This window comes from Exiguobacterium sibiricum 7-3 (assembly GCF_000620865.1).
Taxonomy (GTDB): Bacteria; Bacillota; Bacilli; order Exiguobacteriales; family Exiguobacteriaceae; genus Exiguobacterium_A; species Exiguobacterium_A sibiricum_A.
Genome location: NZ_KK211190.1, coordinates 2,751,725 through 2,774,344 on the forward strand (window position 1 = coordinate 2,751,725; position 22,620 = coordinate 2,774,344).

The 22,620-nt window shown below is 48.0% G+C and carries 23 protein-coding genes; 7 read left to right on the forward strand and 16 right to left on the reverse strand.

Annotated features, from left to right (window positions below; genetic code table 11):
- Positions 1-30: 30 nt before the first annotated feature.
- Positions 31-516 carry a FixH family protein gene (locus P402_RS0115200; protein ID WP_026829465.1) on the reverse strand — a complete coding sequence of 162 codons (486 nt, stop codon included), beginning with the start codon at positions 514-516 and terminating at the stop codon, positions 31-33.
- Positions 509-1,888, reverse strand: coding sequence for a PepSY-associated TM helix domain-containing protein (locus P402_RS0115205; protein ID WP_026829466.1), 1,380 nt, complete (start codon positions 1,886-1,888; stop codon positions 509-511). The genes P402_RS0115200 and P402_RS0115205 overlap by 8 nt, the downstream gene beginning before the upstream one ends.
- A 489-nt stretch (positions 1,889-2,377) precedes the next feature.
- On the opposite strand from P402_RS0115205, the gene P402_RS0115210 reads away from it, so the two are divergent.
- Positions 2,378-3,748, forward strand: coding sequence for a copper amine oxidase (locus tag P402_RS0115210; RefSeq protein WP_026829467.1), 1,371 nt, complete (start codon positions 2,378-2,380; stop codon positions 3,746-3,748).
- A 58-nt stretch (positions 3,749-3,806) separates the two neighbouring features.
- Here the strand turns inward: P402_RS0115210 and P402_RS0115215 are convergent, their stop codons facing one another.
- The gene (locus tag P402_RS0115215; RefSeq protein ID WP_026829468.1) at positions 3,807-4,397 is read right to left on the reverse strand and encodes a DedA family protein; all 591 of its coding nucleotides are present in this window, start codon (positions 4,395-4,397) and stop codon (positions 3,807-3,809) included.
- 251 nt (positions 4,398-4,648) lie between these two features.
- Here P402_RS0115215 and P402_RS16780 point away from each other — a divergent pair, with 251 nt between their 5' ends.
- Positions 4,649-5,443, forward strand: coding sequence for an NUDIX domain-containing protein (locus P402_RS16780; RefSeq protein WP_051525182.1), 795 nt, complete (start codon positions 4,649-4,651; stop codon positions 5,441-5,443).
- Between the two features lie 51 nt (positions 5,444-5,494).
- Here the strand turns inward: P402_RS16780 and P402_RS0115225 are convergent, their stop codons facing one another.
- Complete coding sequence (locus tag P402_RS0115225) at positions 5,495-6,349, reverse strand: VOC family protein (protein ID WP_026829469.1); 855 nt, start codon at positions 6,347-6,349, stop codon at positions 5,495-5,497.
- Between the two features lie 120 nt (positions 6,350-6,469).
- Between P402_RS0115225 and P402_RS0115230 the strand changes: the two genes are divergently transcribed.
- Both P402_RS0115230 and P402_RS0115235 read left to right on the forward strand, forming a co-directional pair.
- Positions 6,470-6,850 carry a winged helix-turn-helix transcriptional regulator gene (locus P402_RS0115230; RefSeq protein WP_012369193.1) on the forward strand — a complete coding sequence of 127 codons (381 nt, stop codon included), beginning with the start codon at positions 6,470-6,472 and terminating at the stop codon, positions 6,848-6,850.
- An 80-nt stretch (positions 6,851-6,930) separates the two neighbouring features.
- A complete protein-coding gene (locus P402_RS0115235; RefSeq protein ID WP_026829470.1) occupies positions 6,931-7,701 on the forward strand; it encodes a nucleotidyltransferase domain-containing protein in 771 nt (256 codons plus the stop codon).
- A gap of 266 nt (positions 7,702-7,967) precedes the next feature.
- On the opposite strand, the gene P402_RS0115240 is transcribed toward P402_RS0115235, so the two are convergent.
- Both P402_RS0115240 and P402_RS0115245 read right to left on the reverse strand, forming a co-directional pair.
- Positions 7,968-8,897: an NADP-dependent oxidoreductase gene (locus P402_RS0115240; protein WP_026829471.1), complete on the reverse strand. Its 930-nt coding sequence runs from the start codon at positions 8,895-8,897 to the stop codon at positions 7,968-7,970.
- Positions 8,898-8,998: 101 nt separating this feature from the next.
- Complete coding sequence (locus P402_RS0115245) at positions 8,999-10,471, reverse strand: methyl-accepting chemotaxis protein (RefSeq protein ID WP_026829472.1); 1,473 nt, start codon at positions 10,469-10,471, stop codon at positions 8,999-9,001.
- Between the two features lie 148 nt (positions 10,472-10,619).
- Between P402_RS0115245 and crcB (P402_RS0115250) the strand changes: the two genes are divergently transcribed.
- Both crcB (P402_RS0115250) and crcB (P402_RS0115255) read left to right on the forward strand, forming a co-directional pair.
- Positions 10,620-11,021: a fluoride efflux transporter CrcB gene (gene crcB, locus P402_RS0115250; RefSeq protein WP_012369189.1), complete on the forward strand. Its 402-nt coding sequence runs from the start codon at positions 10,620-10,622 to the stop codon at positions 11,019-11,021.
- Positions 11,018-11,365 (forward strand): fluoride efflux transporter CrcB, encoded by a 348-nt coding sequence (gene crcB / locus P402_RS0115255; protein ID WP_026829473.1) that lies wholly within the window; start codon positions 11,018-11,020, stop codon positions 11,363-11,365. Before crcB (P402_RS0115250) ends, crcB (P402_RS0115255) begins: the two co-directional genes overlap by 4 nt.
- Positions 11,366-11,431: 66 nt before the next feature.
- Here the strand turns inward: crcB (P402_RS0115255) and P402_RS0115260 are convergent, their stop codons facing one another.
- From P402_RS0115260 to P402_RS0115285, 6 genes are all read right to left on the reverse strand, one after another.
- Positions 11,432-12,286, reverse strand: coding sequence for a DegV family protein (locus P402_RS0115260; RefSeq protein ID WP_026829474.1), 855 nt, complete (start codon positions 12,284-12,286; stop codon positions 11,432-11,434).
- A gap of 71 nt (positions 12,287-12,357) precedes the next feature.
- Positions 12,358-13,386 carry an aldose epimerase family protein gene (locus P402_RS0115265; protein WP_026829475.1) on the reverse strand — a complete coding sequence of 343 codons (1,029 nt, stop codon included), beginning with the start codon at positions 13,384-13,386 and terminating at the stop codon, positions 12,358-12,360.
- A 102-nt stretch (positions 13,387-13,488) separates the two neighbouring features.
- On the reverse strand, positions 13,489-15,171 hold the full coding sequence (locus P402_RS0115270) for a LytS/YhcK type 5TM receptor domain-containing protein (RefSeq protein WP_026829476.1): 1,683 nt from the start codon (positions 15,169-15,171) through the stop codon (positions 13,489-13,491).
- A gap of 176 nt (positions 15,172-15,347) precedes the next feature.
- Entirely contained in the window at positions 15,348-16,661 is a 1,314-nt protein-coding gene (locus tag P402_RS0115275; protein WP_012369184.1) for a hemolysin family protein, read from the reverse strand.
- A 34-nt stretch (positions 16,662-16,695) separates the two neighbouring features.
- Positions 16,696-17,073, reverse strand: a complete 378-nt coding sequence (locus P402_RS0115280; protein ID WP_234944558.1) for a MerR family transcriptional regulator — start codon at positions 17,071-17,073, stop codon at positions 16,696-16,698.
- Between the two features lie 158 nt (positions 17,074-17,231).
- Positions 17,232-19,364, reverse strand: coding sequence for a (Fe-S)-binding protein (locus P402_RS0115285; RefSeq protein ID WP_026829477.1), 2,133 nt, complete (start codon positions 19,362-19,364; stop codon positions 17,232-17,234).
- Between the two features lie 202 nt (positions 19,365-19,566).
- Here P402_RS0115285 and P402_RS16635 point away from each other — a divergent pair, with 202 nt between their 5' ends.
- Positions 19,567-19,911 (forward strand): hypothetical protein, encoded by a 345-nt coding sequence (locus P402_RS16635; protein ID WP_012369181.1) that lies wholly within the window; start codon positions 19,567-19,569, stop codon positions 19,909-19,911.
- Between the two features lie 155 nt (positions 19,912-20,066).
- Here the strand turns inward: P402_RS16635 and P402_RS0115295 are convergent, their stop codons facing one another.
- From P402_RS0115295 to P402_RS0115310, 4 genes are all read right to left on the reverse strand, one after another.
- Entirely contained in the window at positions 20,067-21,110 is a 1,044-nt protein-coding gene (locus P402_RS0115295; RefSeq protein ID WP_026829478.1) for a zinc-binding dehydrogenase, read from the reverse strand.
- Positions 21,111-21,153: 43 nt separating this feature from the next.
- The gene (locus P402_RS16640; RefSeq protein WP_051525183.1) at positions 21,154-21,594 is read right to left on the reverse strand and encodes an NUDIX domain-containing protein; all 441 of its coding nucleotides are present in this window, start codon (positions 21,592-21,594) and stop codon (positions 21,154-21,156) included.
- 81 nt (positions 21,595-21,675) lie between these two features.
- The gene (locus P402_RS0115305; RefSeq protein ID WP_012369178.1) at positions 21,676-22,095 is read right to left on the reverse strand and encodes a hypothetical protein; all 420 of its coding nucleotides are present in this window, start codon (positions 22,093-22,095) and stop codon (positions 21,676-21,678) included.
- On the reverse strand, positions 22,085-22,600 hold the full coding sequence (locus tag P402_RS0115310) for a DUF1934 domain-containing protein (RefSeq protein WP_012369177.1): 516 nt from the start codon (positions 22,598-22,600) through the stop codon (positions 22,085-22,087). The genes P402_RS0115305 and P402_RS0115310 overlap by 11 nt, the downstream gene beginning before the upstream one ends.
- Positions 22,601-22,620 lie beyond the last annotated feature (20 nt).

Consider the following 22,620-nt stretch of genomic DNA (forward strand, 5'->3'; position numbering starts at 1 on the left):
ATCCATCGTCCTGTTTTGCTGTCTTATTTTTTAATGATGATGCCCACTGCTTCCACCGGCAGGTTTGGCACCGCCCTGTAAGATTTTTAAATCGTTGGCGGACAGTTGACCGACAATGAATTGTCGCGTCGGCATAATCATCGCACCGTTACTGCTTGCGTGAACCTTGATGTAATACAAACCATTTTTCGGTAATGTCTTTTTAATCGAATACATACCCGGTTTCGTTTCATCTGCCGGTTCCATACTGTACCGAAGTGTTCCATCTGCTTTCCAGATTTCAAAATGAACATACTCTGCTTGTTTCACTGCTTTTTGATCCTGCCAGAGCGTCGCTCCGAAGCGGTACTGTTTCTTCTGGTCGGCGTTCAGTACTTTCGGAATCTCAAACTTTACAGATAAGGGCGCGGTGACCGCATAGTGCTCTGCCGCGTCCGATGTAACCGCACACCCTGCAAGACCGCTACTTGTCACAATCAGCCCACTTAGTAAAATGCCTTTGATTGATTTACGCATTTAAAAACCTCCTGACGGCCGGAATCCGTCGAATGATCAAGAAATCGGCCAACCAAACGATGATCAACGACAGACCGACGAGCGGGAACAAAATCCCTAGCAGAATCAACACGAGGATAAACCACTTAATCGATTTCGCCGGCGGTCCTTTCGGTGCGCCCATCCCTTTGCCCGGTTTTCGTTTGAACCACAGATAAAAGCCGCTGACGGCGACTAAGATGATTCCAAGACAAATCGCTAAACTGATCAATTGATTGATCAAACCAAATTCCGTTCCTTTGTGCAAGGTAATCCCGAGCGCAACGACTTTACCGACAAGACCATAGTTATCAAAACGATAATCTGCCAAGACGGCTCCGGAATATTGATCGAGATGGATTGTGGCTTCATTTTCTGCTTTCGCAGGATACGCCGACAGTGTGTAGACGCCTGCCGGATCGTTTGGAATACTGATCGCATAACTCGGATCCATCCCTTGTTGTTTCGCAATCGACACGATGTCGTCAATCGACGCCGGCACCAGCCCTTCGACGTTTGATTTCGGCACGTCGAGCGTCTCGGCCGCCCAAGGAACTTCCGCCACATCTTTTGTTTGAACAGCTGATACCGGTGCCTCGCCTCCCCAGATGGATGGCGGATAACCGAGTCCTTGGTTTGTAGCGACAGATTGAAAACTTGTTCCCCAAAAACCGGACCACGGTAAGCCCGTCAAAATCAGGAATAACATTCCGGCTGTAATCCAAAATGCCGGTACGGCATGCAAATCACGACGGAAGATCTTTTTCCCTTGACGCAGTCGTGGAATCAAGACACCGGACCAGCCGGTCGATTTTTTGCGCGGGAACCATAAAAATAACCCGGTTACGATCAAAACGATTGCCCAACAGGCAACGAGTTCGACGATCCGGTCGCCAATCGTCCCGGCCATCAGTTCGCCGTGAATCTCTTCGATTTTATTCATGATTCGATCGTCATCCGACAGTTCCCCGATGATTTTTCCGGTATACGGATTGATGAAGACAGTCGATGAGGCCTCTGCCGTCGCAATCTTCACTTCACTCGACCGCGCATCGGTTTCTCCGGGACGGTACTTCGTAATACTTGCATCCGGATAGTTTGCTTTGACAGCATTGATTTGTGCCGTTGCTGAAATCCGGTCGTCTTGCGGTGTCACTTCATAATACTTCTGATATAAAACATTCTCGATTTGTGGTTTGAATAAGTAAATTGATCCCGTCACGGCAAGCATGACGAGAAATGGTGCAAAAATCAGTCCGGCATAAAAATGCCAGCGCCAAACCGTCCGGTAAAATGATGATGCGGAACGATTCTCCGCTTTCTGTTCTGTTCCCCTCGTCTCGAGTTGATTCATGTACAATCCCCGCTTCTTCGTTAAGTAGATGTTCTCACGACAGTATGTAGGATGAGTTATGATGGCACACGTGTTGTCATGAGCCTGCTGTCTTATTCTACGTTTTCTTTTCTCTCCCCACCCCTTCAGTGATTTCAGTTTGCCGTACATCCGCAAAAAATATGTCCAGCTTGTGAACGCTCATTAAGTATAAGCGGTTACACAATTCCCGGACCGTTGACACTATGGCGATTTTTTGGCATTCCGGTGATATCTCTGCGTGTTAATTAAGTGACGATACGAGTTATTTTTCCACAGTTATTTCATAGCTTCTATATGATAGTGCTTACTTTTTCTACAAGTTCTCTAAATGATTTTGAAATCTTTTCATATTTTTTAATCTTTTTTAAATCCAATTCCAATCCGGGCACGTATGCTGTTCAGAACGACGAGGAAATGAATTACCAAATTGGTTAAAATACACACCCAAATTTGAGAGGATGAGACAAAATGAAAAACACGAAAAAATTCGCAGCAACAGCAATGGCAGCAGCACTCGTATTACCAGGAACAGCAGCATTCGCTTCTGGTGGCGGAGATGACATGAAACATGAGGACGGCGCGAAAAACGTCACGGTCAAAACAAAAGCCGCTGACCTTCGTGCAACACTTGATCAGTTACTCTCTGAGCACTTCGTGCTTGCCGTCATGGACATGAAAAAACAATATGACGGATCAAAAGATGCCCAGTATTATGAAGCAGCACTTAAACAGAACGCACTCGACATGACACCGGCGATCGCTTCTGTCTACGGCGACGAAGGCGCAAAACAATTCGAAAAAATCTTCGTTGACCACAACAAATACACAACCGATCTCGTCAAAGCCGTGAAAGCGGACGACCAAGACGGCATCAACGCGTCAAAAGCGGAAACAGAAGAGTTCGTCCAGGACCTCTCGAGCTTCCTTGATACAGCAACAGAAGGTAAACTGCCGAAGGCAGCAGCGGAAGAAGTTCTCCGTGCCCACGAAGCAGACGTCTATAAAACATTCCAACAATATGCAGCTGGTGACTACGAAGGATCGTACAACACGTTCCGCGAAGGATACAGCCGCATGTATGATATCTCGAAAGCACTCTCAGTCGCGATCACAACACAGATGCCTGAGAAGTTCGACAACACGAAAGCCGATACAAAAGCAGCTGACCTCCGGTCAACACTCAACAGCCTCGCAGCTGAGCACGTCGCACTGGCCAACATCAGCATGACGGCAGGCGTCGATCAAGCGAAAGACTACGATGCAGCGAACTGGGCAGAAGACATGCACACAGCTGACTTCAAAGCGGCAATGAAATCCGTTTACGGTCAAGCGGGCGCGGATCAGTTCGAGCAAGTCTGGACAAAAAACCACATCGAAGCGCAAGCAAACCTCGTCACAGCAGCGATCAACGACGACAAGAAATTGATGGGCGACGCACAAGACATGCTCAAAATGTTCTCTAATGACTTCGGTGCGTTCCTTGGCGCAGCAACAGAAGAAAACCTTCCGACAAAAGCGGCACAAGAAGCGGTCTCTGGTCACGAGACATACGTCCAAGATACGTTCATGCAGTACGTCGAAGGCGACTACAAAGGATCAGCTGATACATTCCGTGAGTCGTATGCTTACATGTACGGCGTCGGTGAAAACCTCGGTGAAGCGATCGTCAAACAATCACCTGAGAAATTCATGGATGGTACACCAGGTTCAATGCCGAATACAGGTAACGGCGGCATGAGCGACAGCAATACAGCTGGAACGACTGGTGCGATCGCACTCTTCGGTCTCGCACTCGGTGCAGCTGGAATCGTCCTCGCACGCAAACGTCAAAACGCATAAGAGTTTCCACCTAAACCACAAACATCCCCTTCAGGAATCATTTCTGAAGGGGATGTTTTTATTCCGTGACGAATTCTTCTTCTTTTTTTAGACGATTTCGCCGTTTTGCGTGCACGACACCTGAAATAATAATTGTCAATAACGCTGCCATAATTACAAGTACCATACCTGGATGTCCACTTAACCATACTCCGAGTTCGGACCATGTGACGACTTCACCGATTCGGACAATCAAGAACGTCCATAATCCGGTGTACAGCCCTGCCGCAACGAATGTCATTACTAAATACCGCGGTAACGGATAATCAAGTAACCCGGCTACGTAATGAATCGGGTGCCGGACACCCGGTAAGAAAAACGACAACCCGATGGCCCATAAACCACGGCGCTCTAAAATCGATTCGGCCTGCTCCATGAATTTTGATTTCATCAACCGTTTGACGAATGGAATTTCACGGAAAAAGCGTGCCAACAGATAGAACCAGGCAAAGGCAATAAAAAAGACAGGCCATGCGGCTAACCAAATCAAAACCGGATGAATTCCTTCCCGGACTCGTAACGCAGCATATCCCATCATCAGGACGTCATCTGACAGCGGCGTAAACATAATCCCGCCGGCTAATCGGACCAATGCCATAACATCTACCATTCTCTCACGTCCTTTTTTTCTCTCTATAAGTAAAGTATGCCCGAATTTTCTTGAGTTGAGCCCTCTTCTTTTCTTTCTTTTTTCTTTTTCTGCTTCTTGCTACAAAAATATTCTTTTACATGCGCAAAGATTACTACGCCTGCAAAGTCGCTTTTTTCACATCGAATCCGACAGAAAAGCAGGGATATTCCCCCTGATGCGAGAAGGTAGTCAAGGAACCTAACTGCTTAAAAGATAGAGGAGGAATTTCCATGTTACATCGCCGGAAGACCTATACGATCCGCCCGGAACGACTGCAGGAATTTACCGAGTTCTTTCACACGTATCTCTACCCTTTACAAATCAGCCACGGCGCCCGTCTTGTCGGTCGCTGGGTGAATGAAGCAGAAGATGAAGTCATCGCCATCTGGGAATATCGTGATCGCGAACATTACGAACAAGTCGACCGGGACGTCCGTGGCAGTACGTTACGCCGCGAAGCGATGAAAAAACGCGCCCGTCTCGGGAAAAACCTTTATATTAAATCAACGGAAGACTTTTTGACGGCAACCGGCGTCTATGCTCCGCCACGGGCCATCGTCAGTGTCACCGCTTATATCACGAACGAAGCCGGAGAAGTCCTGCTCGTCCGTAATCTCCATCGTGGTGACACGTATGAAATGCCGGGTGGTCAGGTCGAGAATCACGAATCGATTCTCGACGCCATCCACCGGGAAGTCAAAGAAGAAACCGGAGCGGATGTCACGATTGAAGGCATTACCGGTATTTATCAAAACGTCTCAAGTCACGTTCTTTGTGTCGCCTTCCGCGGCACCTATACCGGCGGAGAACTCCGTCCGCAAGAAGGTGAAACAGCAGAAGTCGGTTTCTTCGACTTGAACCGCGAGAACATCGAAACGTATATCAAACGGGAACATTTCCAGTTGCGGACGCTTGATGCGATGGATCCGCATTACTTCCCGCATGCCCTTTATAAAGTCCGTCCTTATGAATTGATCAGCCGTTATGACGGTAATGCACCGTCAGCTTTGTCCGGTCAAAATTAAGAGACGTCAAAAAAGCGATTTCGTTATCGAAATCGCTTTTTTCTATGGTGATTATCCTTTAGAGAGTAAACGGGCGGTAATGCCGGCATCATCCGTGACGTAGACTGCATCCTCTTGCCGGTTGACTTCGTAAGGAGATTGTTCGAGTGCTGCGACTGCCGTTTCACGCGAAGCCGCGTCCGGATAAATTAACGTCCAGTATTTTAAGCCAACTGCATCAGCCGGTGTTTTCGGTGCATCAACCCCTGACCAGACGTTCGTTCCGATATGGTGGTGGTAGCCGCCGGCAGCAAGGAACAATGCCCGCATCCGGGAAGCGTCCGCCGCGACATCAAACCCGAGTGTCTCCACATAAAACTTCCGCGCTGCTTCAAGTGACTTCACATGAAAATGAACATGTCCCATGACCGTATCTACCGGCATGCCGTACCAGTCTTCCTCACCCGCCTCGACGAGCATACTTTGCCAGTCAACCGGATCCGTCGTCATTTTGACGTCACCGTTTGCTTCATACGTCCAGGTATCACGCGGACGATCGGCATAAATCTCAATCCCGTTTCCGTCCGGATCTGATAAATAAAACGCTTCGCTGACGAGATGATCCCCTTGCCCGAGTTCAATTCCTTGGGCAATCAAGTTACGAATGACGAATCCGAGTTCTTTCCGGTTCGGTAATAAAATCGCGAAATGATACAGACCCGCCACTGAATTTTTCGGGAGTTGTTTTGCCGTACTGTGTTGCTCCAGAATGACGAGCGGTGTCGTCTTCGCGCCGAGTGTTGCCGTCTGTTCGTCTTGTTTTAAAACGTTTAATCCCAGTGCATCCCGGTAAAACGCAATCGATTGTTCCAGATTGGTAATCCGTAAGCTGACCGGTCCGAGTGTAATGTTTGGATTGATGTTCATTTTGCTTCCTCCTCATAAGTTCGCTTCGTATCTTCATTATCAATCAGAAGTGACAGGAACGGAAGTAGGCACAAAGAAGTGGTATAGTATCCTAAACGATACCATTAAGGAGGAACCGCCATGGAAGAGACACCAAGCTGCCGCGTCGAGACGGCACTCGAAATTCTGACCGGGAAATGGAAACCCTCGATTTTGCTCGAACTGATCACCCATGACACGCTCCGATTCAGTGAACTGAAACGGAATCTCCCGAACATCACGCAAAAAATGCTGACAGCCCAGCTCCGGGAACTCGAGCTGAACGATATCGTCCACCGCGAAATTTATCAGGTGGTCCCGCCGCGTGTTGAATATTCGCTGACGGATTACGGAAAAACGTTGATTCCTGTTCTGAACGCTATCAATGCCTGGGGCGAAAAACACGTAGAACATTTGGCGCAGAAAGATATGCTTCAAGATACGACACCAACACTTGCTTCTAGTACGAGCGATTCATTTTAATGGAATCGCTCTTTTTTATGGAATAATATCCCTTATTTCACTTATACTGACTGAATAGACTATATAAGGGAGCGAGCCCCATGCATCAACTTCATGCGATTGAACAGTTAGTAGCACGTTTACGGCAAGATCCGGCTGTCGAAGCGATTTTTTTGAAAGGTTCATTTGGACGCGGAGAAGAAGATGTCTATTCGGATATCGATCTCTATTGTCTTGTGTCAGAAGACAGAATGGCTAAATTTTTAACCCGTCGACTGACGCACCTGTCTGTCTATCGTCCGATCATCTGGAAAGACGACATCTTCATTGTCGCACCGCAACTGATTGTCGTGTACGATGATCTCCTGCATGTCGACCTGTTTACGGTGACCCGCGAATCGTTGAATCATTCCGATACGATTCGTGTCTTGTATGACCCGAAAAGACAACTCGATGCGTACGTCGAGACTTCTTCTTTGGCACTCGGGACACAAGAAGCTGCGGATGAAGCGATTGATTCCGTCTGGTTTCTGTTCCAGTATCATAAAGCAGCCGGTCGCGGGAATGGATTATGGGCGGTCGAGATGTTACGGAGTGCACTGATCAAATTTGCCAAAGTCCTGTTGCACCGGTATGTTCCTGACCGGGCGCAACTCGGTTTAAAAACGGTTCCTGACTATTTACCGGAATCTCCACGTCTGCGTCTTGAAGCGATTTATAACGTCCTCGTCCCGGCAACGCATATCGAAGCGGCACGTCTCTACCGGGAATTCTTACAGGAAGAACGGCCGCACTTGCAACAGATGCTGATTAATCAACCGGACACGTTACAGTTACTCGACCGACTGTTGGCATCCGAACAAGTCTATTGAGACCATCAAATCCAGCTTTATGCAAAAAGCCGATTCCTCTTCTTTTGAAAAAAGAAGGGATCGGCTTTCTTGTGTGATTTTCAGTAGCTTGTTAGAGAAGCAGGCAAGACGAAGACCCCTACGGGAAAAGCGGAACCGGTGAGACCCCGCAAGTCGCGCAGGCGACGAGGAGGCTCACGTTTCGCCCGAGGAAAGCGAAGTCTTGCCTGTGTATCTCATAAGGCTATTGATTTTCGTCTATTTGAGAGCGCGTTCTGTTTTCTTACTCACTTCACTTTAATGACGATTTTCCCTTTCGCATGACCTTCTTCTCCGTAGTCATGTGCTTCTTTGATTTGATCCAAATCAAAGATACGGTCGACAACCGGTTTCAACTCTCCCCGTTCCACTGCTTGGGCGATATGTTGCAGCCGCTCGCCTGTCGGCTGCATGAAGACATAGGCGACGCGTGCCTGTGCTTCCTTCGCCTGATCTTCGTCCGGTGGTGTTGAAATCGAGACGAGCATTCCGTTTGGTTTAAGCATCTGGTACAGCTTTGCTTGTCCATCGCCGCCCATCGTATCAAACACAAAATCGAGATCACGGACAGTTTCTGCCGGATCTTCCTGTTTATAGTCGATGACTTCGTCTGCTCCGAGCGCTTTGACCCAATCGACGTTTTTCGTACTCGTCGACGTGATGACGTGTAAACCGTGTGCTTTCGCAAGCTGAATCGCAACCGTTCCGACACCGCCTGAACCGGCACCGATAAAGATTTTATCCCCTGCTTTCGCGTCCATCACTTCAAACATGACCTGCCATGCCGTGTGGGCGACGAGCGGCAGTGATGCTGCCTCCTCAAACGTCAACGCTTCCGGTTTCTTGACGACAAGATGGGCGTCGACGGCGACATATTCCGCATAAGTCCCTTGACGGGCAATATCCGGACGGCTGAACACTTCATCACCGACCTTCAAGTCTGTCACGTTCTCTCCGACTTCTTCGATGACACCGGAGACATCCCAACCAATGACGAGCGGCATATCGTAACTGAGCATTTCTTTTAAGTACCCTTCACGCAACTTCCAATCAACGGGATTAACACTTGCTGCATGCACCGCAATCAATATGTCATCTGCTCCGACGATCGGACGATCCAGTTCCCCCACTTTAAATTGTTCCGATCCACCGTACTGTTCAATATAGGCTGCTTTCATGTGATTTCCTCCTCTGATTGTTGTACCTCTTAGTTGTTCCCGTTCACCACTTGTGACAAACGAAAAAAGTGCACCGACTCTTAAGAATCGGTACACAGATATCAGGCATGGGCCGTCTGTTGAAGGGTTAATGCGGTCTCGTTTAGTGTATGAATCGCTTGCTGTAAATCACCAATTTGTTCGACTTGCGAACGCGTCAGACCGGACAGTTGATCACTGCTCGTCAGTAACAGATCCATGAAGGCGTCGAGTTGTCCGGTAGCCTCTGCGATATTCGAGAGACTATTTGTAATCGTCGCGAATTGTTGCTGCGCACCGCTGATTGCCTGAACGGAATCGTTCGAATCAGTCGCAATCGTCTGCAACGCGGTTTGACTCCGTTGCATCCGCGCTTCCTGCTCCCGCAGTAAGTTGGTGCTGGCATCAATCGAATTACCGGTCTGCATGACATCACGATCAACCCGTTCGATGATCTGATTGATTTCCGTCGAAGCCGCTGCCGTCTGCGCGGACAAATTCCGGATTTCCTGGGCGACGACGGTGAACCCTTTACCGAATTCACCGGCACGTGCCGCTTCGATTGAGGCATTTAAGCTCAATAGATTGGTTTGTGTCGCAATCGCATTGATGCTCGAGGTGATGCTGACGATCTCTTTGAAGCGTCCGGCGAGCTGTCCAAAGGCGGTGACCGATTCATCCATACTTTCGGTTAATTGCTGTAACGACTCGCCGGCCTCGCTGATCGTAGCCTGGCTTTGCTCGGCCGTGACTTTTGATGACGAACTGAGGGCAAGTGCCCGGTCGACGGCTGTCGCGACATCCGTCATCAACTCGACGTTATCAGTGTTCATCTGTTTAATCTGTCGGACGGATTGGGCATTTTTCGAAGAATTATCAGCCAGCATCTGCATCGCCTGATCAATTTTCTCGAACGAGGCTTTTGCCGTATCGACCGTTTCACTCATCTCTTCCGTGAACGTCGTGACATCCGTTGCGGTCGCCGCTGACTGACGAAGCGTCAGTTGAGACGTCTCCGCGTAATGTTCCGCTTTTTCTTGTTGACGTTTCACTTCCCGCATGACGTTTCGCCCAAATACGGCGACGAACGTCGCTGCCGAAAAGACCATCAAGTAGATAACGAAAGCGACGATCATGTCAAACGTGTTCGTAAACACGATGGTTCCGAGCAGCGTAAAGAGAACCAGTTCAAACAATCCGAGGACACCTGCGAGCACGACCAGGTGCGGGATGAGATAGACAATCGAGATCGTCAGATAGAGATAGGCAATCGTCCAGATGCTTTGGGACGGTAAGGTGACGAGCACCAGTGCAAGGACAAGGTACGTCAAGACGATTTGAATGTATTTCCCACTTGGCTTTTCACCAAAAAACTGATTTCCGGCAAGCAACGCGATTGTTAATAACAGTCCGCCGGCTAAAAATTGGTAAAAGACGCTCATCGGGACATAGCCGATTTGAGCAAAAATAAAAATCAAGGGATGGGCAACTGTGATCAATACAGGAATCAGACGAGAGAGTATTTTTGTACTCAATCGTTCAAGCGGTGAGACCATCTGCAAAACTCCTTCTGTTGGATTCGTACACTTTTCTTATCGTCCAATTTTAAGATGACGTTTAGTCTCTATGAAAATTTTCATGACTTGACGCATGATTTCTGAAAAGCGTATGTTGAATACAAAAATGAGTGGAAGGGGGCTCCTTATGCTCTATCTATTAGTCGGGCTCGCCGGCATACTCGGCGCCTCTGCCCGGTATGGTCTTGGTCTTCTCATCGGAAATGTGGTGGTGGGTGCGTTCCCGTGGACGACGTTAACCATCAATTTAATCGGTTGCTTCGTATTAGGTTACGCGACACATTTTTTATTTAAGACGACCTTACTGCATCAGTATGCAATGACGGCACTCGGAACCGGTTTTGTCGGTTCCTTCACGACCTTCTCGACGTTCAGTGTCGAATCGGTTGAATTGTTGCGGGCTGGTGTCTACAGTTATGCGTTCGCCTATATCAGTCTCAGTTTGTTTGGGGGCTTATTGTTGTCTTACGTTGGTTATCTACTTGGAACACGCCGGTTACGCCGCTTTCAAAAGGAGGAGGTCTCATGAATTTCCTCGCGCTTGCGACCGGTGCCTTTTTTGGGGCAATCAGCCGCTTCGCCTTAAGCCAATGGACCAAAACGGTTTGGAAAAAGGATTTTCCGCTGGCGACATTCATCATCAATGTGCTCGGTTCGTTTTTACTCGGTCTTGTCATCGGCTCCCACCTCGATTCGACCTGGACGTTGTTGCTCGGGACAGGATTTCTCGGCTCATTTACGACGTTTTCGACCTTTAAGCTGGAAACGTTACAGCTCGTCCAGAATCAAAATCGAAAGACACTGGTCCTGTATCTCGGACTCAGTTACCTCTGCGGAATTGGTGCCGCTTTTTTAGGAATTATTCTTGCCTGAAACACAAGAAAAAAACCAGAATCTGTTCCCTGTCTCAAGGAATCGATTCTGGTTTTTCATTGTTTTTTAGTCATTCAGCCAGAACAAGCCGACTGTTTCTGCTCCGGCGTGTGTTCCGATTGCCGGACCGAACGTGCCGTCGAGCACCGTCAGTTCCGGGAATTTTGCTGCGACTTGTGTCCGTAAATCGGCTGCCATCTCTGGTGCCATCGTCGTCGCGACATAAATCCGGTTTTTATAAAACGTATGCTGACGCATCGCTTCTTCGACCTGTTTGATGATTTCGATGTAAGCCTTTTTCAGCGACCGCGCTTTTTTAAACGGGACGATTTTTCCCGCTTCATCCGTCGTGATGATTGGTTTGATGCTGAGCAGGTTAGCAAGGAACAAATCACCGGACGAGACACGTCCACCCCGGCGCATCGTCTCCATGTTCCCGACGATCATATAAAAATGTGTCTTCTTTGCCAATGCATGCAAGGCAGCCGTAATTTCTTCGACTGATTTACCTGCTGCTTCAAGCGCCATCCCGAAACGGATGAACTCCTGCTGGTTTTCAAATGCTGTATGTGAATCGATGATGTGGACCGGGAAGCTCGCCGCTTCCGCTGCTGATGCTGAACTTTGGACCGTACTCGACAAACCGTTTGTACAGTGGACGGCAATCGCACAGTCGTATCCTTCTTCTTTTAACCGTTCATACGTCCCGACGAACTCCCCAAAAATCGGTTGCGAGGTTTTGGCGACTAACTTCTTGTCTGCCTCAAGCGCTCGGAATAACCGTTCGACAGTAATCGTATCTTCGTTGTATGCTGTCTCACCGAGCATGATTTGAATCGGTACGACATTGACGCCGATTGCTTCTGCCTCTTCCTTTTTGAAATAGGCCATACTATCGGTCACCCATGCTATTTTAGTCATTTTCCTATGCCTCCGTTAGATTCTTCTCGCTTTATCCTACCACATTCGCTTCGGATGTTAGCAAAAAAACGTTACTGCACTCGACTAAATTGGAAGGTCGTCCGCTTTTCATAGACCTCGCCTGCCCGCAAAACGACAGACGGAAAATCTGGTTGATTGATCGCGTCCGGCAATCCTTGTGTCTCAAGACAAATCCCGAGATAGGGTGTCGCCCGGCGCCCGGCGATTGTAAAGTCTCCTGCCAAATGATTTCCCGTATAGACGACGACACCCGGTTGATCAGTTTCAACACGTAAAATCCGGCCACTGACCGGTTCCTCTAAGACGATTTCTCCGCCTTCTTTCAGTAAAAACGGGTGGTCAACACCACTGCCGGCCTGGCGCAACGCTTCGTCACTCGCATGCGTCACTTCATACAGAGAACGCGCTTTTCGGAAGTCAAAGACGGTCTCGTTGACGGATAAAATCTCGCCCATCGGAACCGACTCTTCATTTAGCGGTACGTAAAACGGCGCATCCATCCGGAGACGATGTTGCTCAATCGTCGTTTTCGCATTTCCTGTCAAATTAAAATACGTATGATTCGTCGGACTGAACGGTGTCGATGCCGTCGTCGTCGCGTGATACGTCAAAATCAGTACATCTTCGTCCGTCCAGTCAATCGTCAACCGGACATCCAGTTGACCCGGATAGCCGTTTTCTCCATCCGGACTCGTCAAGAGCAGATGTAACAGCTCACCGTCGATTTCATAATCAAAAAAACGATTCGACCAGTTGACGCTCCCTCCATGAAGGTGATGCTCTCCTTCGTTTTGCTCCAGGATATAGTTCATCCCTTCTAATGCAAACGCTCCGTTGGCGATCCGCCCGCCGACCCGTCCGATTGTTGCCCCTAAATGGTGGGGATCTTCTAAATATTCTTCCATATCATCAAAGGCTAAGACGACATTCTCAATTGTCCCGTGTTGATCCGGAACACGGATTGCCGTGATTTTCCCGCCCAAATTGAGTAATTCCACGCTGTGTCCGTTACGATTCATCAATGTAAAAGCGATGATCGGCTGCTCGCCGGAAAAACCGACTTCTTTTGTTGTAATCATGCGCTTATCCTCCTGTATCGATCTACTCTTGCTTTCATTTTTACCCAGGATTGGCTAAAAAAAAACAATCGTTCGATTCCGATAATCCGAATCGAACGATTGTTACATCTGATCGGTCGTAAGGGGCAACGTCAGTTTCAGGCGTGTTCCACCCGGTCGGGAATAAATCGTACACCCCGCCTGCTCACCGTATCGCCGGTGAAGAGCACGTCGTAATAAAAACAAATTACTCGTTTCCGTCTTTTTATCCTGCTCCCAGCGTTTTAAGAATTCGGCCGGTATACCGACTCCGTTGTCCGACACTTCAAGCACCCAGTGTGTCTCTTCCTGAAATGCCCGGACATCAATCCGGTGATACGGACCGCTTTGGGGAAAGGCATGACGTAACGCATTATCGACAAGCTGTGTCACGAGCAACGGAAAGACAAAATGTTCTTCAACGGCCGTTTCGATATCTAAATCAATCGTGACCGCAGCCGGTGTCAATGGATGATACCGGCGGATTCCTTCCAGCGACAAGTAAGATTTTAAGGTCAGTAATTCTTCACGTAAGGGATACATGTCGAGTCGTCGTGCTGTCGTAAGCAGTTGTCGCAAAGCTCCGAGCTGTTGTTTGACCGGGGTATCCGGATCAGCCGTCTGATGGATTTCATCGACGATCCCGAGGAGGTAGTTCGGACTCAGGATCGGTTTAATACTGGTGTTCGGAAATTGATTCAGTTGTTCCTCTTGATGAACGACGAGTTCGCGTGCCAAAAGATCCACCAACTGTTCCATCGTTCGCTCCATCGTATCATCGAACAGATGGACCGGAAACCAACAGACAATGCCAGCTTTCTTTCCTTCGACCTGTAAAGGATGAAACGAGATGATTTGACGCGTCAGCTCATCTTCCGACCGGTAAACGGCAGCCGTCTCCACCCATTCTAAAATCGTCTGATGCTGGAATAAATCCGCTGTATCGTGTCCCGTCCGGACATCGGCCAAAATCCCATCCGGTCCAAGTAAAACGACACGGTTGATTTTCGTTTCTTCCAAGATTGTCGATCCGATTTTCCGGGCGACATCAACCGTCATGCCATTTTTACGCAACGGACGAATCGCATCCAATAAACGATAGGAACGTGCGGATTCGCGAACGAACAATTCATTCTCAATTTTCAACTGCGTCCGTAAGATCGCAATGAAGACACTGATTCCGACTGCATTCGTAAACAACATCGGAAAGACGGCTTGACGTGTCAATTCCAGTACACGGGCTTGGTCCGGCGCCAACATCAATGCTACACCAATGTCGAGGATGACAGCAGTTAAGACGATACCAATCGGTTGGAGCAAGGAATAGCCGTCTTTCCTGCGCCACTGGCGACTGTACAACCCACTCAACAATCCTGTTCCAACCGCAATGATCCAAGCCGATTCCGCACCGAATGCACCGAGGTAATACCGGTGAAATCCGACCAGTAACCCGGTCAAACCGCCGACGAGCGGACCACCAAGCAGACCACTCGTGACGATAATCGTCAATCGGGTGTCGACGATCCACTGGTCCGGTGAAACGGCTAATCCGAGTAACGGATCAATCGTTTTATCCGGCGAAAGACCAATTCCGGCATAGTTCATCAAAATACCCGATACGACAAAAACACTCAGCAAAATGAAACGATGACTACGGCGCGACGACGTTTGAAACAAATGGCGCGATATCCGCCATTGCGACAATAAAAAAGCCAGTAAGGCTAACATGCCTAAGCGGCTGAGTAAAAACGGGATTTGCTCAAGCACTGGACGTCTCCCTTCTCAAAAAAAATAATCTCTCGTCTCTTTACTCTTTCCCGCTTCCTACATCGTTTCCCTACTACGATTTGTCTTCTTTACACAATCAGTCGGATTTTCAATTTTTGACTGATGACTTGTCCTAAAAAAAAGCACCTTTCGTACAGGACGAAAGATGCTGTCGGTTATTCCGCTTGTTCAAGCGGATGTAACCATAATTTGATCTGATTGATTTGATAGTTCTCCATCTCGATCACTTCGACCGAGAAGGCTTCCGTATCAATGTGTTCTCCCGGTTGCAGGTCGATGTTATGCATTTGGATCCAACCGCCGATCGTATCGACGTCTTCGTCGTTCGTAAACGTCATACCGAACCGGGCTTCGAGATCTTCAAGCAAAACGGTTCCCGCGACCAAATACTCATTGTTCGGCAACTCTTGAATTTCTTCGACTTCATCCGTATCAAACTCGTCCCGAATCTCACCGACGATTTCTTCGAGTAAGTCTTCCATCGCGACGATGCCGGCTGTTCCGCCATACTCATCAACGACGAGGACGATATGTGACCGCGTCTTTTTCATCTTCCGTAACGTGTCCTGGAGCGAAGTGACTTCCGAGACGACCGGTAAATCCTTCACGTAATGTGTGACCGGATGATGGTTTCCATTGGCGAAGTCCGTCAACATCTCCTTGACGTTGACATAACCGAGAATCCGGTCCTTATCATTTTCTTCCGTGACCGGATAACGGGTAAACGGATTATCCATGAATATTTCCATCAGCTCGTCTTTTGACAATCGTTCTGAGATCGTCGCCATTCGCATCCGTGGAACCATCAAATCTTTGACGATATGCTCGTCAAATGCAAAAACATTCTGCATCAGTGCGAGTTCCGTCTGATTGATTTCTCCGCTTTGAAAACTTTGTGCCATGATGATTTTCAATTCATCTTCTGAGTGGGCTTGTTCGTGACCAGCCGGTTTGACACCGAATAATCCAAGGAAAAAGCGGGCCGAACCATTGAGTAACCAAATGAACGGATACAGGATTTTCCCGAAGATATACAGAGGACGGGCAAACAATAAGGTCATTTTTTCCGCATATTGAATCGCTAACGTCTTCGGAGCAAGTTCTCCGATGACGACGTGTAGGAACGTCACGGAAACAAAGGCAATCCCGAATGACAACAAAGTCGAGACGGCAGCCGAGACGCCGAATTCATCAAACACCGGGTGCAGGATTTTTTCGACGGTCGGTTCACCGAGTGCACCAAGACCAAGTGCCGTTACCGTGATGCCAAGCTGACAGGCAGACAAGTAATAGTCCAGGTCCCCGGCAATCTTCTTCGCCAGGACGGCACTCTTATTTCCTTCCTGAATCATTTGATCCAGACGCGACATCCGTACCTTGACGACCGCAAACTCTGATCCAACAAAAAACGCGGTCAACACGATCAATAACACCACTAAAAATAAATTGATAAATAATATAGTATCCAAAATCCCCTAAACAGGGGTCACCTCCATTTTGTTGTTACAGCTGCGCAATCAGGGAAGCAATCAATGTCAGACGTTGAGACAGTTCGAGACGAATCTCCTGTTTCTCATAGTCGGTCGATTGCAATAAACGCTGTTCGAGACCGTTGACGCTTTCTTGAAGCTGCTGTACTTCTTGATAAATGGCATCACCCGTTTTGACTTCACGCTCGGTGAAGAAAGCAAGAATCTCTTGCAGGGACAGCCGTTGTGTCTTTAAATACTCAATCTTTTGAATATGCTGGACGACATCTTCCGTATACAAACGATAACCAGCTGGTGTCCGCTCTGTTGTTAATAAACCGAGCGATGTATAGTAGTCGATGGTCCGTTTTGATAAGCCGGTGGCCTCCGCGACCTGACCGATTTTAAGCAACGCCTTCCCAAAGATCCTCACCTCCCTCTCATTAAATAATGCTTTTATCATACCACGGTTAAACCGTACACAACAACGTTATGCTTATTAGGCACCTTTAAAAAACGCCCCCTCTTTCGTAGAGGAGACGTTCCGTTTGCTCAAGCTATTTTTTAAACTTAGTTTGTTACCGCTTCCTTCATTGGTGTTCCGACGATTGACCGTTCGAGCAGTTCGACGACATCATAGGTCGCGACTTGCTCGTCGACCTCTTTCGCCTTCGTTCCGTCGCTGAGCATCGTCAGGCAGTACGGACAAGCTGATCCGATGACGGATGGTTGCACCGTCAACAACTGTTCGGTCCGTGCGACGTTGACCCGTGCGCCGACTTTTTCTTCCTGCCACATCATCCCACCGCCGGCTCCACAACACATTCCTTTTTCCCGGTTGCGTTCCGTTTCGACAAGCGTGATACCCGGAATTTTCTCTAAGATATAACGTGGTGCATCATAAATGTCATTGTAACGCCCGAGGTAACACGAATCATGGTAGACGACCCGTTCACTGACCTCATGAACCGGTTTGATCCGTTGATCGTCAATCAACCGGGCGAGCAGCTCCGTATGGTGATACACTTCGACGTCCGGGCTGAGACCAAAGTCTGGGTACTCGTTTTTGAACGTATTGTACGCATGCGGATCAATCGTGACGATTTTTTTAACATCGTATTTCTCAAACGATTTGATGTTTGCTTCCGCGAGTTCTTGGAACAGAACTTCATTCCCGATGCGGCGTGGTGTATCACCGGAGTTTTTCTCATCGTTGCCGAGAATCGCAAACGAGATGTCCGCTTCATTTAAGATTCGCGCAAACGCCATCGCGATTTTTTGACTGCGGCTGTCATATGAGCCCATCGCTCCAACCCAGAAGAGGTACTCGAACTCTTCGCCGGCTTTTTTCTTTTCTTTTGCAGTCGGGACGACCAGCTCTTCGCGCGTTTTGCGCCAGTTTTCGCGTTCTTTCCGGTTCATCCCCCATGGATTCCCCTGGCGTTCGATGTTCGCCATCGTCCGCTGCATCTCGGGATCCATTTTCCCTTCCATCATCACAAGGTGACGACGGAGGTCGATGATTTTATCAACGTGTTCGTTCATGACCGGACATTGGTCTTCACAATTCCGGCATGTCGTGCAGGCCCAAATCTCTTCTTCAGTGATGACGTTACCGATCAACGAATCCGGAACGACATCCATCTGTCCGGCCGCAGCAAGTGACGCAATCTGATTTCCCTGTGACCCTTCAAAGGCAAACGCTGGTGCCCACGGAGATTTTTGGGTGATCGCCGCCGTCTTCATATTCAGGTGATCACGCAGTTTAACAATCAAGTCCATCGGTGACAGCATTTTTCCGGTTCCGCTGGCCGGGCACATATTCGTACAACGGCCGCATTCGACACAGGCATATAAATCAACGAGTTGCTTTTGATTAAAATCTTCAATCCGGTTAACACCAAAGCTGAATTCTGCCTCGTCGTCTTCTGCTTCTTCCATGACTGACAGATCAATCGGTGCGAGGCGTCCGACTTTTGACGTCCGGCCGAGCCAAACGTTGGCTGTTCCGGCAATCAGGTGGGCGTGTTTGCCTTGCGGGATATAGACCATGAAGCTGAGTAAGAACAGCAAGTGCGCCCACCAGAAGAAGACAAACAATCCAAAGGCGACTTGTTGCGGCACCCAGCTGAATAGGAAGGCAATCGCCGACGCGACCGGTTCACCGAACGTGGAATGATTTTCATAGACGAGGAAAAATCCGTTTCCGAACAGGACAGCGATCATTAATCCACCGATGAAAATCAAGGCCAGTCCGGCCATGAAATTTCGTTTTAGACGAACCAGTTTTTCAACATAGCGGCGGTAGAATCCCCAAACGACAGCCACTAAGATGACAAGCATGACGATTTCCTGGAAAAATGTGAAAATCGGATAAAGTGGACCGAGCGGAATATGTGGAAAACGTTGTCCGACCGCGAGCCCCTTCCAGATAAAATCAATCGCTCCAAATTGAACGAGTAAAAATCCGTAAAACATCATGACATGAATCGTACCGCTTTTCTTATCCTTCAACAGTTTCTTTTGTCCAAATACGTTGACGAGAACCGCATTGAGCCGTTCTTTGTTTGTCAGCGTCCATTCCGCTTTTTTCCCCCTGCGAATCGCCTCGTACCGACTTTTGACAAGCGTGACGAATAAATAACCCGCGTATCCTGCGATGAGCAGGAAAGCAATCCAGTTAATCAGTAAAAACGTCCCCATGAAACAAGCCCCTTTCCCCCTAAAGCCATTATTTGATATGAGTATAGCATATAATGAATGACTATTCATTCATTATTTTACTGTTTTTTCTTCTATCTTAATCATTGACTATACCTTACAAAAAAACCGTTTAAATTGAAAAATAAGTAGGTTAAAATTAAAAAGTTCTAATATATGTATATTTTGTAGGAGGTAATTGGCTTTGAACGGAATTTTACAACATTCAAGCGGCTTAATTAAAGAAGTAAAAGCAGGATTCTCATGGACAACATTCTTTTTTGGATTCTTTCCAGCATTTTTCCGAGGCGATATTAAATGGGGATTGATTCAATTGATTGTCGGTATCGTCACTACACTTTTGACTGCCGGTTTCGGGGGATGGATTGTCAATATCGTCTTTTCTTTCTTATACAATAAAATTTACATCAATGATTTAATCGAAAAAGGCTATCGTCCGATTGACCATTCATTCCAACAAGCATTAAAACAACGTGGAATTCATGCAAAGTTGTTATCTGAAACTCCGACTTCACAATCAGCAGTGTAATACTCTTTCCTGTAACTATCTCTAAAAAATAAGGATGACGGATGCGTCACTCTTCATATTCAAAGAGGACACCGGATTTCAATTCCGGTGTCCTCTTTGAATTATCGAGAATTTATTCGCTTCCCAAGACTACTCCAGAAAAAAAACTATATGCTTCAATCCGCCTTCAGTATCAACACGATTTTCCCGAGTTTGCCTGTCTCTTTAAAATACGATTGGGCTGCCGCCGCTTCCTCAAGCGGAAACGTCCGATCAATGACCGGTTCGAGTTTACCGTCAGCAATCGCTTCAAGCATCCGTCCGAACTCGTCACGCGTTCCAAGCACTGAGCCGTAAAATGTTAAGTGCTTCAGGTACAGCATCCGAAAATCGAGGTTCGTCTGTTGTCCGCCGGCAGAACCGGAAATACAGAATTTACCGCCGTTTTTCAGAACCGCAAAAGCCGTCTTAAATAACGCATCCCCGACGACATCGAGTACGGCGTCAACTGGTCCGCTGTTAACAGCTAGGATGTCTTCTGTCAATTGATCGGAACGGTAAGACACGACGTATTTCGCCCCAAGACGCTTCAATTCCTGTTCGATCTTCATGTCGCCGACGACGGCAATCACAGTTGCTCCAAACACCCGCGAGGCGATTTGAACGTTCAACGAACCGACACCGCCGCTTGCCCCCGTCACGAGGACGGTTTGCCCCGGCTGTAACTGGAGTTGTTCGTTCATATGCCATGCCGTCAAGCCACTGACGGAAAAAACAGCACTTTTGACGTAATCGTCAAGCGGCATGTCGTAACAGAGCGTTGCCGGCCAGACGACATACTCGGCGTATCCCCCGTCATATTCCGATCCGATGAACGCCATATCTTCACTGATATGTTCCGTTCCATCGGCGCCACTTGAAGTAAACGGAAACAGGACGACATCTTGACCAACCCGGGAGGGATCAACACCACTCCCGACTTCAATGATCCGGCCGCTGATATCGGAACCCGGGACACGGGGAAACTGAACGCCCTCCGGTTTCCAACCCGATTTGTCATCCGTTCCGTAGGCGCCTTCTCGCATCCAGATTTCTGTGTTGTTGATGCCGCATGCTTTCACTTCGACCAGGACTTCCCCAGCGCGCGGTGTCGGGACCGGACGTTCCACGACTTCGAGTTGCTCGACACCACCATATCCATTGACTTGAACAGCTTTCATCTCATCGCCTCCATCGCTTAACTTTTCTATCTCTTTTACCCGATTACCAGACCATCTGTTCATACAAATAATAAGATTTAGATGCTTTATTCAAATAATCCTGCAACGGTTCAAGCACATCACGATTCAGGAGATAGTCCCCCAACTGTTCGATCGGCACCCACTGACTGTCGACGACTTCTCGGTCAGGATCATTTGGTAACAATTCGCCTCTGATCGCACATTCAAAATAGGTAACGAGACTGTGGGCGTCAAACTGTTCGATGAAGTTTTCTGTCACGTATGCCAGTTCGAACGTCTCGACGGACAGTCCGGTTTCTTCTGCCATCTCCCGTTTTAAAGCGTCCGCCAGCGTCTCGCCGGCTTCAATCACACCACCCGGCAGACTCCACACCGCTCTTTCCCCATCCGCCTGATTTTTGACCAACAGCAACTGATCCCCCTGTCTGACAATCCCGACGACAATCCGGTATAACGTTCTCATGCTGATTCCCCCTTTGTCATGAACATCAAAAAAAAGCAGCCCGTTCAAATATCCTTTGAATGGAACTGCTCTGGCACGTACTTATTCTAATCCAAGCGATTGCGGTAATTTAACGGCACGTGCATATGCTGTTTTGTAATCTTTTTTCGACACGGCCTGTTCGACTTCACGGAGCGCCGGATGATTTTCTTCTGAAAACGCCCCTAAAATCGTCAAGTAACGTTCGTAGACCGAATCATCTTCCTTGCGTGCATGAAGTAACGCTGTGTAGAGCATGACCGTATCTTCTCCGTACAAGACCGGTAAATCTTCGTTGATCAATAATAACGAATCAATCGCATCGGAATCGACTTTCGAATTGTATTCCGTCATGACCTGTTCTGCCAGTGCTTCGAGTTGATCGCGCCATTCATTGTATTTCGGCTCGTCATTCTCTAACCATTCAAACCAATCTTCTTCGAGCATCTGTTCCATTTCTTTTACTGTTTGTTCAAACGCCATGTGTTTCACTCCGTTCCCAAGTTAATTCAATCGTATACAGACCGACCGGCTGATGATTCATCATCAGATCGTACTGGAATTGCATACGTTGTTCTGTCATTTCAATCGTTGCCGTTTCCGTCTCCATCACCATCTGACCAAACTGACTCTCATAACCACTTTTGGTTTTTTGACCCAAAATGAAGACATGGTGCATTGAGACCGGACCTTTCCGGTTCAGGGCAACTTGATCGTGCGACCACTTGATGGTCGTATCAATCGGTTGTTCATCTTCTTGCATGAACTTCAGGGCAAACCCGTCTTTTGTTTCAAACAAAGTCCCGTCTGCTTCTAATTCAACGGACTCCCGCATCGCGTCATCCTGAATCGATGTCACTTGTCGCAGGCGGACCGGATAACGTACTGGTTTCACTTCTATCACCTCATCGTCTAGCGTACACGATTTTCTTCTGTCCTGCATCTTCTTGATTTCTTTTTTAGCGACAGCAAAAGCTGGATTCGGCATCTGCCAAATCCAGCCTTGTT

Coding starts and splice junctions, on each gene's coding strand:
- P402_RS0115200 (WP_026829465.1), bottom strand. CDS start 516: ATGCGTAAATCAATCAAAGGCATTTTACTAAGTGGGCTGATTGTGACA.
- P402_RS0115205 (WP_026829466.1), bottom strand. CDS start 1,888: ATGAATCAACTCGAGACGAGGGGAACAGAACAGAAAGCGGAGAATCGT.
- P402_RS0115210 (WP_026829467.1), top strand. CDS start 2,378: ATGAAAAACACGAAAAAATTCGCAGCAACAGCAATGGCAGCAGCACTC.
- P402_RS0115215 (WP_026829468.1), bottom strand. CDS start 4,397: ATGGTAGATGTTATGGCATTGGTCCGATTAGCCGGCGGGATTATGTTT.
- P402_RS16780 (WP_051525182.1), top strand. CDS start 4,649: ATGTTACATCGCCGGAAGACCTATACGATCCGCCCGGAACGACTGCAG.
- P402_RS0115225 (WP_026829469.1), bottom strand. CDS start 6,349: ATGAACATCAATCCAAACATTACACTCGGACCGGTCAGCTTACGGATT.
- P402_RS0115230 (WP_012369193.1), top strand. CDS start 6,470: ATGGAAGAGACACCAAGCTGCCGCGTCGAGACGGCACTCGAAATTCTG.
- P402_RS0115235 (WP_026829470.1), top strand. CDS start 6,931: ATGCATCAACTTCATGCGATTGAACAGTTAGTAGCACGTTTACGGCAA.
- P402_RS0115240 (WP_026829471.1), bottom strand. CDS start 8,897: ATGAAAGCAGCCTATATTGAACAGTACGGTGGATCGGAACAATTTAAA.
- P402_RS0115245 (WP_026829472.1), bottom strand. CDS start 10,471: ATGGTCTCACCGCTTGAACGATTGAGTACAAAAATACTCTCTCGTCTG.
- crcB (WP_012369189.1), top strand. CDS start 10,620: ATGCTCTATCTATTAGTCGGGCTCGCCGGCATACTCGGCGCCTCTGCC.
- crcB (WP_026829473.1), top strand. CDS start 11,018: ATGAATTTCCTCGCGCTTGCGACCGGTGCCTTTTTTGGGGCAATCAGC.
- P402_RS0115260 (WP_026829474.1), bottom strand. CDS start 12,286: ATGACTAAAATAGCATGGGTGACCGATAGTATGGCCTATTTCAAAAAG.
- P402_RS0115265 (WP_026829475.1), bottom strand. CDS start 13,386: ATGATTACAACAAAAGAAGTCGGTTTTTCCGGCGAGCAGCCGATCATC.
- P402_RS0115285 (WP_026829477.1), bottom strand. CDS start 19,364: ATGGGGACGTTTTTACTGATTAACTGGATTGCTTTCCTGCTCATCGCA.
- P402_RS0115295 (WP_026829478.1), bottom strand. CDS start 21,110: ATGAAAGCTGTTCAAGTCAATGGATATGGTGGTGTCGAGCAACTCGAA.
- P402_RS16640 (WP_051525183.1), bottom strand. CDS start 21,594: ATGAGAACGTTATACCGGATTGTCGTCGGGATTGTCAGACAGGGGGAT.
- P402_RS0115305 (WP_012369178.1), bottom strand. CDS start 22,095: ATGGCGTTTGAACAAACAGTAAAAGAAATGGAACAGATGCTCGAAGAA.
- P402_RS0115310 (WP_012369177.1), bottom strand. CDS start 22,600: ATGCCGAATCCAGCTTTTGCTGTCGCTAAAAAAGAAATCAAGAAGATG.